At 65.7% G+C, this 14462-nt stretch carries 13 protein-coding genes and 1 tRNA gene; 5 read left to right on the top strand and 9 right to left on the bottom strand.

Annotation, left to right across the window (positions count from 1 at the left end):
* The first annotated feature begins 86 nt into the window (after positions 1–86).
* Positions 87–638, top strand: coding sequence for a hypothetical protein (locus tag IEY26_RS03250; protein ID WP_188975786.1), 552 nt, complete (start codon positions 87–89; stop codon positions 636–638).
* A 27-nt stretch (positions 639–665) separates the two neighbouring features.
* On the opposite strand, the gene IEY26_RS03245 is transcribed toward IEY26_RS03250, so the two are convergent.
* Both IEY26_RS03245 and IEY26_RS03240 read right to left on the bottom strand, forming a co-directional pair.
* Positions 666–851 carry a hypothetical protein gene (locus tag IEY26_RS03245; protein ID WP_188975784.1) on the bottom strand — a complete coding sequence of 62 codons (186 nt, stop codon included), beginning with the start codon at positions 849–851 and terminating at the stop codon, positions 666–668.
* Positions 852–923: 72 nt separating this feature from the next.
* The gene (locus IEY26_RS03240; protein WP_188975782.1) at positions 924–1154 is read right to left on the bottom strand and encodes a DUF7385 family protein; all 231 of its coding nucleotides are present in this window, start codon (positions 1152–1154) and stop codon (positions 924–926) included.
* Between the two features lie 239 nt (positions 1155–1393).
* On the opposite strand from IEY26_RS03240, the gene IEY26_RS03235 reads away from it, so the two are divergent.
* A complete protein-coding gene (locus tag IEY26_RS03235; RefSeq protein ID WP_188975780.1) occupies positions 1394–3049 on the top strand; it encodes a PKD domain-containing protein in 1656 nt (551 codons plus the stop codon).
* Between the two features lie 670 nt (positions 3050–3719).
* Here the strand turns inward: IEY26_RS03235 and IEY26_RS03230 are convergent.
* Positions 3720–3792: transfer RNA gene (locus IEY26_RS03230), tRNA-Pro, on the bottom strand.
* Between the two features lie 95 nt (positions 3793–3887).
* On the opposite strand from IEY26_RS03230, the gene IEY26_RS03225 reads away from it, so the two are divergent.
* Positions 3888–4754, top strand: coding sequence for a mechanosensitive ion channel family protein (locus IEY26_RS03225; protein WP_188975778.1), 867 nt, complete (start codon positions 3888–3890; stop codon positions 4752–4754).
* Between the two features lie 145 nt (positions 4755–4899).
* Here IEY26_RS03225 and IEY26_RS03220 read toward each other — a convergent pair whose 3' ends face one another.
* From IEY26_RS03220 to IEY26_RS03205, 4 genes are all read right to left on the bottom strand, one after another.
* Positions 4900–5772: an RNA-guided pseudouridylation complex pseudouridine synthase subunit Cbf5 gene (locus tag IEY26_RS03220; protein ID WP_188975776.1), complete on the bottom strand. Its 873-nt coding sequence runs from the start codon at positions 5770–5772 to the stop codon at positions 4900–4902.
* A 3-nt stretch (positions 5773–5775) separates the two neighbouring features.
* On the bottom strand, positions 5776–6354 hold the full coding sequence (cmk, locus tag IEY26_RS03215) for a (d)CMP kinase (protein WP_188975774.1): 579 nt from the start codon (positions 6352–6354) through the stop codon (positions 5776–5778).
* A gap of 546 nt (positions 6355–6900) precedes the next feature.
* The gene (locus IEY26_RS03210; protein ID WP_188975773.1) at positions 6901–7788 is read right to left on the bottom strand and encodes a DUF106 domain-containing protein; all 888 of its coding nucleotides are present in this window, start codon (positions 7786–7788) and stop codon (positions 6901–6903) included.
* A gap of 36 nt (positions 7789–7824) precedes the next feature.
* Positions 7825–8460, bottom strand: coding sequence for an adenylate kinase (locus IEY26_RS03205; RefSeq protein WP_188975770.1), 636 nt, complete (start codon positions 8458–8460; stop codon positions 7825–7827).
* Between the two features lie 212 nt (positions 8461–8672).
* On the opposite strand from IEY26_RS03205, the gene IEY26_RS03200 reads away from it, so the two are divergent.
* Positions 8673–9836, top strand: coding sequence for a cation:proton antiporter (locus tag IEY26_RS03200; RefSeq protein ID WP_188975768.1), 1164 nt, complete (start codon positions 8673–8675; stop codon positions 9834–9836).
* A gap of 162 nt (positions 9837–9998) precedes the next feature.
* Here the strand turns inward: IEY26_RS03200 and IEY26_RS03195 are convergent, their stop codons facing one another.
* Positions 9999–12380 carry an amino acid permease gene (locus IEY26_RS03195; RefSeq protein WP_229773899.1) on the bottom strand — a complete coding sequence of 794 codons (2382 nt, stop codon included), beginning with the start codon at positions 12378–12380 and terminating at the stop codon, positions 9999–10001.
* A gap of 387 nt (positions 12381–12767) precedes the next feature.
* Between IEY26_RS03195 and IEY26_RS03190 the strand changes: the two genes are divergently transcribed.
* Complete coding sequence (locus IEY26_RS03190; protein WP_188975766.1) at positions 12768–13511, top strand: Lrp/AsnC family transcriptional regulator; 744 nt, start codon at positions 12768–12770, stop codon at positions 13509–13511.
* Between the two features lie 271 nt (positions 13512–13782).
* Here the strand turns inward: IEY26_RS03190 and IEY26_RS03185 are convergent, their stop codons facing one another.
* Complete coding sequence (locus IEY26_RS03185) at positions 13783–14460, bottom strand: potassium channel family protein (protein WP_188975764.1); 678 nt, start codon at positions 14458–14460, stop codon at positions 13783–13785.
* Positions 14461–14462 lie beyond the last annotated feature (2 nt).

Here is a 14462-nt window from a genome sequence, read left to right as displayed (position 1 = left end):
GCGTGGAATCCGCCGGCTGTCCGGGGTTCCGGCAACCTTCCGGTCCCGAAGGTACGCCTATACGCCGCCGCGCCGACGGCGTGTGTATGAGTCAGGACGTCCACGAGACGGCGGCGGAGCTCGCGGCCGACTTCGAGCAGAGCGAGACGGTCGCCATCGAGCGTTCGGCGGTCGTGAAGGAGTTGAAGCGACGCCTCGACGTCGCGACAATCGACCACGACGCCGTGCGCGCCGGCTTCGAGGACGCCGGCTGGACGTACGGCCGCCACCTCTACTTCGCCGCGGACGCCGTCACCGACCGCGTGCACGGGGTCGTCGACGAACTCCGCTCGGAGGGCCGGCTGCTCGTCACGCACGACGAGGTCTGCGACCGCGTCGTCGACGACGAACAGCAGCCACGCGACGACATCAAGGGGTGGTCGAGGGGGCCGTTCGCGGAGACCGTCGCGGACGCGTTCGCGGAGACGGCGTGGCGCGTCGACGCGCTCGAACGCGACGGGACGAGCCGCCGCGTCTACACGCTCCCGCTCTACGCGGTCTTCGAGCGCAACCACCCGCGCGGCGAACGCCCGCTCTCGCGCTCCGAGCTCTTCTCACACTACCTCGCGGTCTCCGTCGACGACGCCATCGACGGCTGAAGCGTCGACGGCCGACCCGACGCCCGGTCAGCGGTCGAGCAGTCGGATGCGGACGCCGTCCAGCGCGATGAGGAGGACGAAGAACGAGACCGCCGCGGCGGTGATCTCGACGGCGTCGACGGAGCCCCGGTAGAGGTCGAAGCCGAGGAGAAGCGCGAAGACGATGGCGGCCTGCACGACGCGTTCGCGGAGCGAGCGCCCTTCGATTTCCATATCCGGTAGTTCGCGCGGACCGGGATGAGTCTACTGGACGCGGGCGAGGAACCCCCGGGCGAGCGCGGCGTCCTACTGGTGAGTGAAGAGCAGGACGTCGTCGTCGTGCGTCGTGACGCAGAGGTCGAGGACCTTGGAGAGTTCGAGGCTGTTGAACTCGTCGCGGCAGACGACGAGGTCGTCGAACGGCGATTCGCAGGCCGGGCAGGCCAGACTGACCGTGTTCGTGTAAGTCTTCACGCTGCCGGCCTCCTCGTACGGCGTCAGCGACGAGATGAGTTCGGTGTACGCTGTGTCGTCCATACGCGCCTCCTCGGACTGCACGGAGAAAACTTTGGAGGGTCAAACAGCGGACACCGCGGGGGGAAGGAGTGCCGGTGCCCGCGGTTTCCAGGGGGAGGAGGAAACCGCAGATAATCCTCGAAGTCACCCATACATAAGTTATCTGGAAGCCTCCGAGACACGCCTGAATGAACGCGTTCCGGGTTTACTCGTTCCGTGAACGCGGACCGTCGCGACCGACAGGCGGAGCACATACGTAAGTGGACCCCGTCTTCCCGGACGTGTGGTGGACGCTGCGGGAAAAGCCAGCTACGGAGCACGGTGAGGTAGCCGCGGCGTCCCCGAAACCCATACCCACGAGGCGGTCGTCGGGCGAAGCGTCGACGGGTCGTCGCGGTCAGTCGGAGGTCGTCGGCACCCTGCTCACGATCACCGTTCTCGTCGTGACAATCAGCGTCGCCGGGATGTTCGCGACGGTCCACCTCGCCGGGCAGAACGTCGACGGCGGAGCGCTCGCGAGCTGTCAGATCGACTATCACGGCGAGGACGGCCCCGTCACAATCACGCACGACGGCGGGCGCGCATTCGACACCGCGACGCTCCGCGTCATCTTCGAGAACGCGACGAGCGGAACGAGCACACGCGCCTTCGCGGTCGCCGACGGCGACGCCGACTCCACGTTCGAACCCGGCGAGAGCGGTACGTTCGGCCGAATAGGCGAGCGCACGACCGTCACCGTCACGACGAGCGACACCATCGTCTGTACAGAAGTCCTCGCGCCACGCTCGGAGACGACCACTGCGACGTCCAGCGACCCGGACGAAACGACGAGTGAGCCGACTCCCACGACGACGCCGGCGAACGCGCCGCCGGACGCCGACGCCGGTTCGGACGCGCGAGTCGACGGCGAGCGAGGCAGCACGACCGACCTCCGGGGGAGCGCGACGGACTCCGATGGCGACACCCTCACCTACGACTGGGAGATCACCGACGCCGACGGCATCGAGCGCAGCGTCGCGCTCCGCGACGCCGCCACTACCACGCCGACGTTCGAGGTGACGGGCAACGTCACCGACCGAAACCACACGGTCACCGTCGAGCTCACCGTCGCCGACGGCGACGGCGCGACCGCCTCCGACACGACGACCGTCACTGTGACCGAACACAACCCGCCGCCGACCGTCGACGCCGGCAACGACACGCAGGCCGACGGGAGCGACACACCCGCCGCCGCGACCGCCCTCGGAAGCCCGCCCGACGACGCGACCGTCTCCCCAGCCGACACGACCCAGCGCGTCTACGCCGTCGACGCGAGCGGCGCGCTCGCCCCCGGTCAGACCGGCGTGAGCGACCTCCTCGACAGCGTCACTCTCGACGCCGCCGCCAGCGACCCCGACGGCGACCCCCTCACCTACGACTGGACGGTCGTCGACGCCGACGGTATCGCCGACAAAATCGCCCTCCGCGACGACGACACCCTCCGCCCGACCTTCGCCGTCACCAGTCTCGTCAGCCAGCGCGACCGCACCGTCACCCTCCGCCTCACCGCCACCGACGCCGACGGCGCGACCGCCTCCGACACCGTCAACGTCACCGTCCTCTCCAACAAACCGCCGAACGCGGTCATCGACCGAGACTCCAGCCGCCTCTTCACCACGAATCTCAACGCATCCGAGAGCACCGACCCCGACGGCGACCCTCTTACCTACGAGTGGAAGATCAGCAACACGGGCGGCTTCGACCTCGACCAACTCCGGCTCGACCAGTCCGGCGCAACGGCGAGTGTTTCCAGTATACGTCGGATACTCTGGCTCTTCCTCGGGTCAACCCACGACGTCGAAATCACCCTCGTCGTCTCCGACGACGACGGCGCGACCGACACCGCGACGATTACTGTCGGGCTCCGCGGCCCGTGACCGCCTTCTCGCCTCGCCTCGCCGGTCGCGACCGAACCGAACCCGATGATAGCCTTCTAACTATACTCGGGTTACAGGACGCGTGGCGAGCGGCAGCGCCCGGAATCAGGTGACTGGTCGACCTGGCAGTATGTAGCCGAAAACACCATACCATCGGCGCGAAGAACTCCATACGCCTCCGCAAGGAGGCAGCGAACACTGGGTCTCCGGGTCCCGGAACCGACCCAGCGTTCGACACCACCGCCAACGCTCGATTCGAGGTTGGCTGGAACCGACCGCCTATTTCGGGGGGAATGGGCCACGTCGGTGAACCGGACTCCACTCCGGTTCGTTCAGGATAACGAATTAGGGCGGTAAATATGTTCGTAAACCCGACTTATCTGAACGAGTGATGGTGTCCGGGAAACCAGTCCGACTCGGCCCGAACGGCGTGCCCCGACGTCGACGAGTCAGACGCGTGAGAGACGTGACGCGGGAAACGAAGCGACTCGAAGGGACACCGCCGTCTCGACAACCTCGACGCCGATGAACACGGAGCGTATGCCGGCCCGTCCCCGTCAGGCGATCGTCTAGTACGGAGACGGGAGCCGATCACGTGAAGCGACCGGAAGAACCGCCGAGGGTATCGAGCACCGAGACCTGCCGCTCGCGGTTACTAGTTCGTGAAAAGTGGGACCGCCGAGATTCGAACTCGAGTCCGACGGACCCCATCCGCCGAGGATACCAAGCTACCCCACGGTCCCACACTCTGGAGGAGGAGGGTTGTGTGGTTAAGGGCTTCGTTTCGATGCCGGTCGAAGGCGAGTATTTTTCACAGATTAGGTTATAGTAATAATTAGTGAGTGTGCCGTGGTTCGAACGCGTCGTGGCGTGGTACGGGTCGTTGCCGGGAGTCGCACAGCTAGTGCTGGTGGCGGTCGCCGTGTTCGCGGTTGGGTCCGTGGTCGGGCGACCCGTCATCGACGCGGTGCAGTGGCGTCGCGGGACGTCCGACGCAGTGAAGGAGGCGGTGGAAAGTTCGTACGTGGCGTTGCTGGCCATCGCGTCGGTGTTGGTAGGGTTCGCGATGAGCGACGTCGGGTCGATGCCGGCGGCAACGGGAGCGGTGTTGGCGGCGGCGACGCTCTCGGCGGGCATCGGCGCGCGGGACATCCTACGGAACACGGTGAGCGGACTGCTCATCGCGAACACGACCGACGTGAGCGTCGGGTCGTGGATCGAGTGGGGTGAGTACGAGGGGACGGTCCAGTCCATCTCGCTCCGGCAGACGAAGATCAAGACGTGGGACGGTGAGAGCGTGCTCGTGCCGAACTCGGAGCTGACGAACAACGCGGTGGTGAGCCCGCAGGCGAACGGCGTCTACCGCGTGGATTACGAGTTCGGCATCGGCTACGACGACGACTTACAGGCGGCGAAGGCGTGTCTGCGCGAGGAGGCGGGGCGTATCGCGGGCGCGGCGAGCGAGCCGGAGCCGCAGGTCGCGGTGAGCGACCTCGCGCCGTCGACGGTGAACGTCCAAGTGAAGGTGTGGGTGCACCAGCCGACACCGGGAAAGGCGGCGCGCGTCCGGTCGGCGCTCCTCGAACGCGGGAAAGAACGCCTCCAAGCGGAGGGCGTCTCGATGCCCAAGCCAATCCGAACCATCGACGGGTCGGTCGCGCTCGACCGCGAGGGCGACCGCGGCGGCTACCACGGCGTACAGTGAGACAGGGAGCAAGAAGCACGCGTCGCGAGAGTTAGCGATCGTCGAGGTTCGAACGCGACTCCGACGGACCCCATCCGGTTCCGGTGGGAGGATACAGATCCTCAGACGAGGGCGCACGCGTTCTCAGACGAGGACGCACGCGTTCTCAGACGAGGACGCGTTCGAGGTCGACGACGGTGCCGTGGTCGGCGTCGGGGTCGCCGACGCGGCGGCCGAGGCAGACGGCGGCACCGTTCGGCGTGTAGCAGGCGACGAGCGCGTTCTCGTCTGTGTCGTCGGCGTCGATGACGCCGGGCGCGTAGACGGGCGCGCCCTCGGCGACTTGTTCGGCGGCGGACGGCGCGATAGTTATCGCGGGGATGCCGTCGAGGGCGTGTTCGCCGGGGTCGACGACCTCGCGGATCCACGAGTCGTCGTCGTCCTCGCGCCAGGCGGCGAGCGCGTCGGAGAGGTCGTGGAGGGTGTCGAGGTCGCGGTCGTCGAACGGCCCGGTCGCCGTCCGCCGGAGGTCGCCCATGTGCGCGCCCGTGCCGATGGCGAGCCCGAGGTCGTGGCAGAGTTTTCGGATGTACGTCCCGGACTCACAGGAGATGCGGAGGAGCGCCTGTCGGCCGTCGAGTTCGAGGAGGTCGAGGGCGTAGATTTCGCGGACGCGGAGGCGGCGGCTCACGGCGGACTTCCGCGGCGGCTTCTGGTAGAGCTTCCCCTCGAACTCGGCGATGGTGGCGTCGATGTCGCTCGGCGGGTCGCCGTGCAGTTCGAGGACGCTCACGTACTCCTTCCGGCCTTCGAGGAGCGCGGGCGCGAGGCGCGTCGCCGCGCCCGTGAGGACGGGGAGGCAGCCCGTGACTTTCGGGTCGAGCGTCCCCGCGTGCGCCGCCTTCTCGACGCCGACCATGTCCCGCACCCACGCCGACACCTGGTGCGCTGACGGCCCCGGCGGCTTGTCGAGGCGCACCACGCCGAATTCGAGGAGGGCGTCGACGTCGCGGTCGTCGGGAGGGGCACGGAGACTCATCGGTTAAAACTCGTAGCGGATGTTCTCGATGGGCGTCGGCCCTTCGTCGTTCCCGGGTTCGTACGCGTCGACGGCGTAGAGCACGACGTCCGTCACCTCGTCCGGCCCCCACCGCGCCGTGTTGATAGAGAGGTCGTAGATAGTGAGGTCGTCGAAGTCGATATCGTAGTACTCGCGGTAGCGCGCCGTCTCCGACGCTTCCCGCTTCTCCGTCTCCTTCCGCGCCGCCGCCGGCGTCTTCTCCTCGCGCTCCGCGATCCGCCGACACCGCGTGCCTAGCGGCGCGTCCAGCCAGATCTTGATGTCCGCGTACTCGCCCGCCATCCAGCCGGCGAGCCGGGATTCGAGCACGACGTTATCCTGCTCGCGCGCCGTCTCCCGCAGCTGCCTGTCGAGGTCCTTGTCGATCTGCGGGTCCTCCTCGGCGAGCTCGTTGAACTCCTCCAACGTCACGCCACGTTCGTCCGCCAGCCCGCGGAAGATGTCGCCACCCGAGATGTGCTCGTAGTCGAGGTGGTCCGCCAGCGTCGACGCGACCGTCGACTTCCCGCTCCCCGGCGGCCCGGAAATCGTGACTAACATATCCTCTCTCCGCCCCCGCGAATAAAGGGCCTTACGAAGCGCACGGCGACGGACGTCGAGACACGCCGCTGAGAACCCGAGTCGAGGACTCGGAGTCGCCACCGAGAGCAGAAACGGGGAAGCGAACTACGGCCGCGTCCGAAGGTCGATACGCCGTTGGTCAAGCGTTCGGCGACCGAGCGGTCTAACGCGAGAGCGAAGCTCTCGCTGAGTCACACTCACTCCCTACGGTCGTTGTACGGGCGACCCATGAGTCGCCCGTACGGCGAGCGGGACCGGTGGTCCCGCCCAGCTCGCGTGACCGCCAGGACCCGGTAGGTCGCCGATTCACTCGCCGGAGGTCGCGTGAGCGCAGCGAACGCGAGCAAGGAGGAGCTTGCTCCGACTGAGGCGAGGCCGACGAGCGACTGCGAGGAGCGAGGAGCGCTTTTAGCGTAGCTTTTGTCGCCAGAAGTCAAAGACTTCTGGCTGAACGGCGGGGAATAGAGGGTTTCCCGCAGTGCCGAGTGACGCGCCCGAAGGGCGCTGAACGCAGAGCGAAAGGTACTACGTGGGATTCGTCTGGATGTTGAGGGCTTTCCGGATGACCTGGCTGAAGCCCATAGAGCAGAGGAAGTACCAGAGGATCCACGCCTGGATGGGGCCGAGGACGCCGGCGGTGAGGTTGGTCTCGCCGATGAAGGGGAGCGTGATGAGCTTCTGGGCGTCGGCGAGGTGGCCGGGGGCGAGGAGCTTCCAGTACATCCAGAGGAAGACGGGGATGGTGATGACCATGATCCAGACCATCGGGCGGACCTGCTGTTTCATCATGCCCATCTGGTCGCCCATGGCGTCCATCTGCTCGTCTCGGATCTGGTCGAGGGCTTCGTCGTCGCCGCGTTCGCGCGCGGCTTTCTGTCGCTCCTGGATGTCCTTCATGCGTTCCTGGTAGTCGGACATCTTGTCCATGTCCATGAGGTTCGCCTGGAGGAGCGTGGAGTAGAAGCCCGTGAAGACGGCGAGACACATGATGACGAGGTAGAAGGGGAGGACGTCGGCGATGGGGCCGAGCGCGACGTTGAGGACGCTGCCGACGGCGTCGCGGACGGGGTGGTAGGAGTAACCGGCGAACATGCCGAGCGCGACGAGCGCGGCGAGTTTGTCCCAGGTCGTCCACCCGGAGCCCTCGTCGTCGTCGGCGTCGTCGCCCTGGTATTCGATGTCTTCGCCGACGGCGGCTTCGACGTCGTCGGGGTCGGCGAGGCGGAAGGCGTCGCCGGACTCTTCGAGGACGCCTTTCTCGATGAGGCGACCCCACTGTCCGCTGGTGAGGTCGCCTTTGACGTCCCGCCACTCGATGTCCTCGCCGCGATGCTCGAGGAGGGCTTCGATGGCGTCCTCCATCCCGGGGTCGCCCTCGATGAGCTCGCGGACCTTCGCCTCGGTGCGTGCCATTATCTACTCCTTATCGGCCGTCGCGCCATCAACCTTTCACTCTACGTGCCGCTCGACGGCGTCGACGATGTCCGACCAGACGTCGTCGGGGCCCTGGTCGCCGTCGACGGCTTCGAACGCGTCGGTCCCGCGGTAGTGCTCGATGACGGGTTCGGTGTTCTCCTCGTAGACGCGGATGCGCTCGCGCACGGTCTCCTCCGTGTCGTCCTCGCGCTGCACGAGCTCGCCGCCGCACTCGTCGCAGACGCCTTCTTCTTCCGGCTGGTCGAACTCGACGTGGTAGGTCGCCCCGCAGTCGTCGCAGACGCGGCGGCCGGCGAGCCGACGGACGAGTTCTTCTTCCGGCACGTCGAGGTAGAGGACGACGTCGAGGTCCGTCGCGTCCGAGAGGTACTCCACCTGACTCTCGTTGCGGGGATAGCCGTCGAGGACGAAGCCGTCCGCCTGTTCGAGGGCGGCTTCGACGATCTCGTTCACGACGGGGTCGGGGACGAGCTCACCGGACTCCATGAACGAACGGGGCGTGCCGTACTCCGTCTCCATGTCCTTGTTGTTGCGGAGGGCGTCGCCCGTGGTGATGTGGTCGATGTCGTACTCCTCGGCGAGCCGGCTGCTCTGCGTCCCTTTCCCCGCGCCCGGCGCGCCGAGAATGAGGATGTGTGGGTTGCTCATACCCGTCGTTCGACCTCCCCCGGTAAAGGTTTAAAGAAACCGGCTAGTTGTCGCACTGGACTCTCATTAACGATGGCGAGAAAGGGGCACGGGGTGCCGACATAGAGGACTATGGAGCGCCGGCGAACCCGCCACGAGACACGTCGGACGCGCGAGTGCTCCGCGCCAGCACCATATTATTTCACCACGAGGAACGACAATCAATTAACTCGATGGCGTTGGAGTTCCACTTTGTCCTCGCCCTCGCGCTCGTCTACGGGACGAGTTTCGTCTTCGCGTGGCTCCGCCGCTACGACATCCCCATCCTCGCCGTCGAAATCCTCGCCGGCATCGTCTTCGGCGCGACCCTCGGCCTCGTGAACGACGGCACCGCCGGCTACGACTTCTTCGTCTCCCTCGCCGCCTTCGGCCTCCTCATGATTATGTTCGACGCTGGCCTCGAACTCGACCCCGAAATCATCAGACGCGACCCCGTCCGCGTCACCGCCCTCGCCGTCTCCACCTTCCTCCTCCCCTTCGCCGCCGGCTTCGGCCTCGGCCAGTTCCTCGACCTCTCCCTCTTCGCCTCCTTCCTCACCGGCGTCACCGTCTCGACGACCAGCCTCGGCCTCATCTACCCACTCCTCGAAGACTTCGACCTCCTCGACACCGACCGTGGCCAGGTCATCCTCGCCGTCGCCGTCATGAACGACATCCTCTCCGTCGCCGTCCTCGCCTACGGCCTCACCCTCGCCACCAGCGACACCCCCATCGTCGGCGTCGGCGTCGTCACCGCCGCCCTCGCCTTCTTCTTCCTCGTCCTCCCCTTCGCCCTCTCCCCCCACATCGCCAACACCCTCCGCGACGGCGTCTTCGAGAACCCCGCCAAAGCCGGCGTCTTCCTCATGGTCGCCCTCGCCTTCTTCCTCGAACACCTCGGCATCCACGCCATCCTCGGCGCGTTCTTCGCCGGCCTCCTCGTCGCCATCGTCACCCGCGACGGCCACGACGTCGAAGAGAGCATGCAGCCCGTCACCGACCTCACCGCCCCCGTCTTCTTCTTCTACGTCGGCACGAACATCCACCTCGACTCCATCGCCGCCGCCCCTCTCCTCCTCGGCGGCGTCCTCGTCGTCGGCCTCGGCACCAAAGCTCTCGGCGCGCTCATCGGCGGCCTCGCCGCCGGCATCGAGAACCGAACCACCCTCCTCCTCGCTGCCGCTATGCCCGGCCGCCTCTCCATCAGCGTCGCCGCCGCCGAAATCGGCCGCAGCCAAGGCATCATCTCCGACCAGCTCTATCAGGCCTTCGTCCTCCTCTCCGTCGTCTCCGTCTTCGCCAGCGTCCTCGCCTTCCGCTACCTCGTCGACACTCCGACCGCCGGCGCGGCAGCGTGAGCGCGTCCTCCCACCACTCAGACCAGATACGGACCACCGACTGGCCAGTGAACCGGACAGACAGAAGGCTTCCTCCGACTTCCCTTCACGGCACGCGGTCGCGCTCTCGGTGCGCGACGGTGGCCGTCGTCGATACCGTGCGCGTGGGCTCCGACAGTCTCGTCACTTCCAGGAGAACCACCGGGAGAGCCACGAGCGTAGCGTTCCATGGCGTTTCACCATGATGACCGTGCCTTTCGCTCGCTCGCCGACGGCTTCGGGAACTGCCCCGAAGACGAGCTGCTGGAGGAGTCCTTCCCGTGACGCACCGATCACTGTCAGGTCGTACTCCTCGGACGCGTTGACAATCGCGTCCGCGACATCGCCCTCGAGAACGCGTGTTCCGATATCGATGTCGTCAGAGAGTCTGGACGCGAGGGCGTCGACGAGGGCTGCGGCGTCGGAGCGGTCCGCCTCTGACGCGTCGGGTGAGACCACGTGAGCGACATCGACGCGTGCGCGCGTGGTGCGTGAAATCGCCTGTGCGACTTCGGCCGCGAGGTCGGCGTGCGGGCCGCCGGCGGTCGGCACGAGAATCCGCTCGACGTCTTCGACCTCGCCGTCGATGCGCTCGACGAGTACGTCGCACTTCGCGCCCGTGACGACGTCGTCGACGTTACTCCCGAGGACGAAGTCACGGCGACGGGAGCGCCCCCGCCATCCGAGAATGACGGCGTCGCTGTCGTGTTGCTCGATGGTGTTCAGGATCGCCGTGGAGACCTGGTGGCCGATCTTGACCGTGCCACTGACCGGGACGTCTTCGTCCTCGGCAATCTCCATCGTCTGGGTCAGCAGTTCGCGCTCGTCGTCGACGAACTCGCGTCCCTCGTTGAGCGGGGTTTGTTGGGGGACGGTGACGACGCTGAGTGCGAGAATCTCCCCGTCGTTCTCACGCGCCATGTCGATGGCGGTGCGCATGAGGTGAGCTGCGGTCTCCGGATTAGCGACCGGGACGACGACCTGATACTCTCGGTTGGCGGGCTCCTGCTCGACGACGACAGTCGGAGTTTCCTCTTCGAGTTGCTCTTCTTCCTTTGCCTGCGAGTAGCCGTAGTAGACGACGAGACCGAGCCCCATCCAGACGATGGTGGTGACGAGCGCGATCAATCCCTCGTTGCTCGTTCCGATACCGATGGCTTGGAGACCGAGTTCGTAGACGAGGAAGGGCGTCAGGAGGAACTGGAGAACGATGCCGATGAGCGGCGGCCACGGCATGTATGGAACTTCGTAGGTCCGCGGGAGGTCGGGGTGGGTCTTGCGCATCCGGATGAGCGTCCAGTTCACCTGCACGAACAGCAGGATGAACATGATGTCCGCCGCCGCGGCGACAGATTCTATCGGGAGGACGATGGCCATGACGACGATGATCACCGCGGAGATGGCGATCGCGATGTGCGGCGTGCGTTTCTCCGGGTGGACGTTGTCGAAGACGGGCGGGAGGACGCGGTCGCGGCCCATCGCGAAGGAGACGCGCGAGGAGGAGTAGACGGTCGCGTTGAGCGCGGAGACGGTGGCGGCGAGCCCGGCGAAGAGGAGGAGGGGGACGCCGTAGGGGACGAACTGGCCGGCCGCGCGGATGATGCCGAGCTCGCCGAGTTCGCCGAGAATCTGCCACGTCGTCCAGTCGGCGGGCGTGCCCGCGACACCGGCGAGGTCGAGAATGTGCGGGTTGACGGTGATGCCGCCGATCGAGACGAAGGCGACGAGGACGTAGATGGGGATGACGATGGCGAGCGAGTAGAAGACGGCTTTCGGGATGTTCGTCCCGGGGTCGACGACCTCCTCGCCGGACTGGACAATAATCTCGTAGCCCTCGAAGGCGATGTAGGTGAACCCCATCGCGCCGATGATCCCGAAGACGCCGTTCGGGGCGAACATGGGACTGGAGAGGAACTTGCCGGCCCACTGCGGGGCGGTGAGCGTCGCGCGAACGCCGAAGACGATGAAAATGCCGAGGATGAGGAGTTTCAGACCCGTGACGACGACGCCGGCTTTCCCGGTCTCTTCTGCACCGCGGTAGTTGATGTAGGCGAACGCGATGACGACGAGGACGGCGACGAGTTTCTCAACCCAGTGTTGAGAGAGGAAGCCGAAGAGGACGAAGTGGTTGGAGAGGCCCGGAAGGGCGTAGACGGCGAGGACGGTGAAGAACGTCCCGAATGTGACGGCGTAGAGCGAGCACGCGACGGCGTGAGCGAACCAGCTCATCCAGCCCGCGTAGAAGCCGTTGGGGTCCCGGAGGGCCTCTTTCACCCAGAGGTAGCCGCCGCCGGCTTCGGGGAACGCCGCGCCGAGTTCGGCGTAGCTCACGGCGGTGAAGAGCGCGACGAAGCCGTTGATGATGAACGCGATGGTGAGGGCGGGACCGGCGATACCGGCAGCGAAGCCCGTGAGGGCGAACACGCCGGCACCGATCATCGCGCCGACGCCGATAAAAGTGATGTCGAAGAGGCTCATGTCGCGCGAGAGCTCCGTCGTCGCCCCTCCGGAGTCCGCGTCGCTCATGTGAGACCCCGCGACCCGGAAACACATCTGGTTCGGTCACTCGGAGACCGGAGTGCCGGACGAGACCCGGAGTCGATTCGATGCGTGGCTACACGAGTTCGTTCGTGGACTCCACCGGGACGAGCCTCGCAGATCAGTTTCGCTCGATAGACCAACGAGGTGATCCTCGACGGACACATACCTGGGAATTTTTCCCGAGCCATATAAATATAGCCAAGAGTTCCGCGTCAAACACAAATGACCGGGTTAAATTTCGGTTAGAGAAGTGTGGCGGGTCGGAACGGTGCGGGTTATACGACGCCGAGCGCGTCTCCACGCGGCCGAACCAGACGAGTCTCCCCGGACTAGCATGCGAAGACTGTTAGTTTCGGACATCCCACTATTAGTATGGAGCGGTTGGACGAAGTCGATCGGCGCATCCTCTATCGCCTCGTCGAGGACGCACGGAACACGTCGGCACCGATGATCGCCGACGAGGTGAACGTCTCCGGTGCGACGATTCGAAATCGTATCGAACAGCTCGAGGAACGGGGAATCATCACTGGCTACCACGCAGCGATCAACTACGAGCGGGGCGAGAGTTGGATGCAGAACCTCTTCATCTGCACCGCTCCCGTCGCCGACCGCGAGAAACAGGCGAAGAAAGTGTCGAACATCCCGGGCGTCATCAACGTCCGCGAACTCCTCGCCGGCCGGCGGAACCTCCACGTCACCGCAGTCGGCGCGAACTCCGACGAGTTGACGGTCATTTCCCGCCAGCTCGCCGACATCGGGCTCGACATTGAGGACGAACACATCGTCCACATGGAGGAGACGGTGCCGCTCGACCACTTCGGGCCGGGCGACAAGCCGCGGAACTCACCGATGCGGGATTTCCTCAGCCTCGCGGGAGGGGCCGAGGTGATCGAGCTAACTGTCGATGAGAACTCACCGATAGCCGGTCTCACGCTCTCCGAGGCGAACGAATCCGGCCTCCTCGACGAGGACTTGCTCGTCATCGCCATCGAGCGCGACGACGAGATTATCACGCCACGCGGGTTCACCGAGATTCGAGCCGACGACCTCGTCACCATCTTCTCACGCTACAGCATGGAGAGCGCCGCCATCGAGCCGTTCGAGGCCGACGCCTGAGCGTCCAGCAGTGAACTAGCGAAGGTCGATTCGCGCGATTTCCTCGGAACAGCAGGCCGGACAGGTCTCGTTCACGGACTCGACGACGGTTCCACAGTGACGACACTCGTAGAACCCGTCTTCGTCGAGTCGGACGCCCAGTTTCCACAGCCACGCAAGAGGCCTCACGGGGTACGCCTCACGGTGAAGACGGCGAGCGTACGCTCGTCCGTTCGGCGGCCTCGGTCGGCGTGCAGTCTATCGGTTCTCATCGTCTCGTTAGGGGGTCGGCTCACTGCTTGGTGTCCGTCCCGGTGAACGTTCGGAGGATGTTGTCTGTCGCGCCTTTCCGTGAGAAGACCGTGAGAAGGTCGCCGGCCTCGACGACGGTCCCGCCACGGGGAGTGACGACGTTCTCACCGCGCTCGACGGCGACGACGAGGACGTCTTCCGGGATGAGGTTTGCTTCGTCGGCTTCGTGGAGGGTTTTGCCGGCAATGGGTGCCTCAGCGGTGACCGTGATTTCGAAGACTTCCGCACCGCCGGCGAGCGTCATGAAGTCCTTGATCGCGGGACGCTGGACGGCGCGAAAGAGGTATTCGGCGATGAGTCGCTGAGGGTTCTCGAGGACGTTCGCCCCAATCTGGCGGAAGACGTTCATGTGCTCGGGGTTCTGGACGACCGTGACGAGGGAGGGGATCTCGAACTCCTTCGCGAGGAGGAGACACATGATGTTGGTCGCATCCTCGTCCGTCGTGCAGATGATCGCATCGGCCTGTTCGGCACCCGCATCTTCGAGCGTCTCCTTCTCGGTTGCGTCCGCGTTGATGACGAGACAGTCGTGTCTGCGGCCGGCACGGTCGGCGACGTCCGGGTCGCGTTCGATGACGACGACTTCGTTCTGTGTCTGTTCAGCCAGTTCGAGGACTTGCGAGCCGATATTGCCCGCGCCGACGATGATGACGTACATTG

The sequence above is a fragment of the Halocalculus aciditolerans genome, from assembly GCF_014647475.1.
Lineage (GTDB): Archaea > Halobacteriota > Halobacteria > Halobacteriales > Halobacteriaceae > Halocalculus > Halocalculus aciditolerans.
Note: the sequence above shows the minus strand (reverse complement) of the source record. Positions and strands in the feature narration are given on the sequence as shown.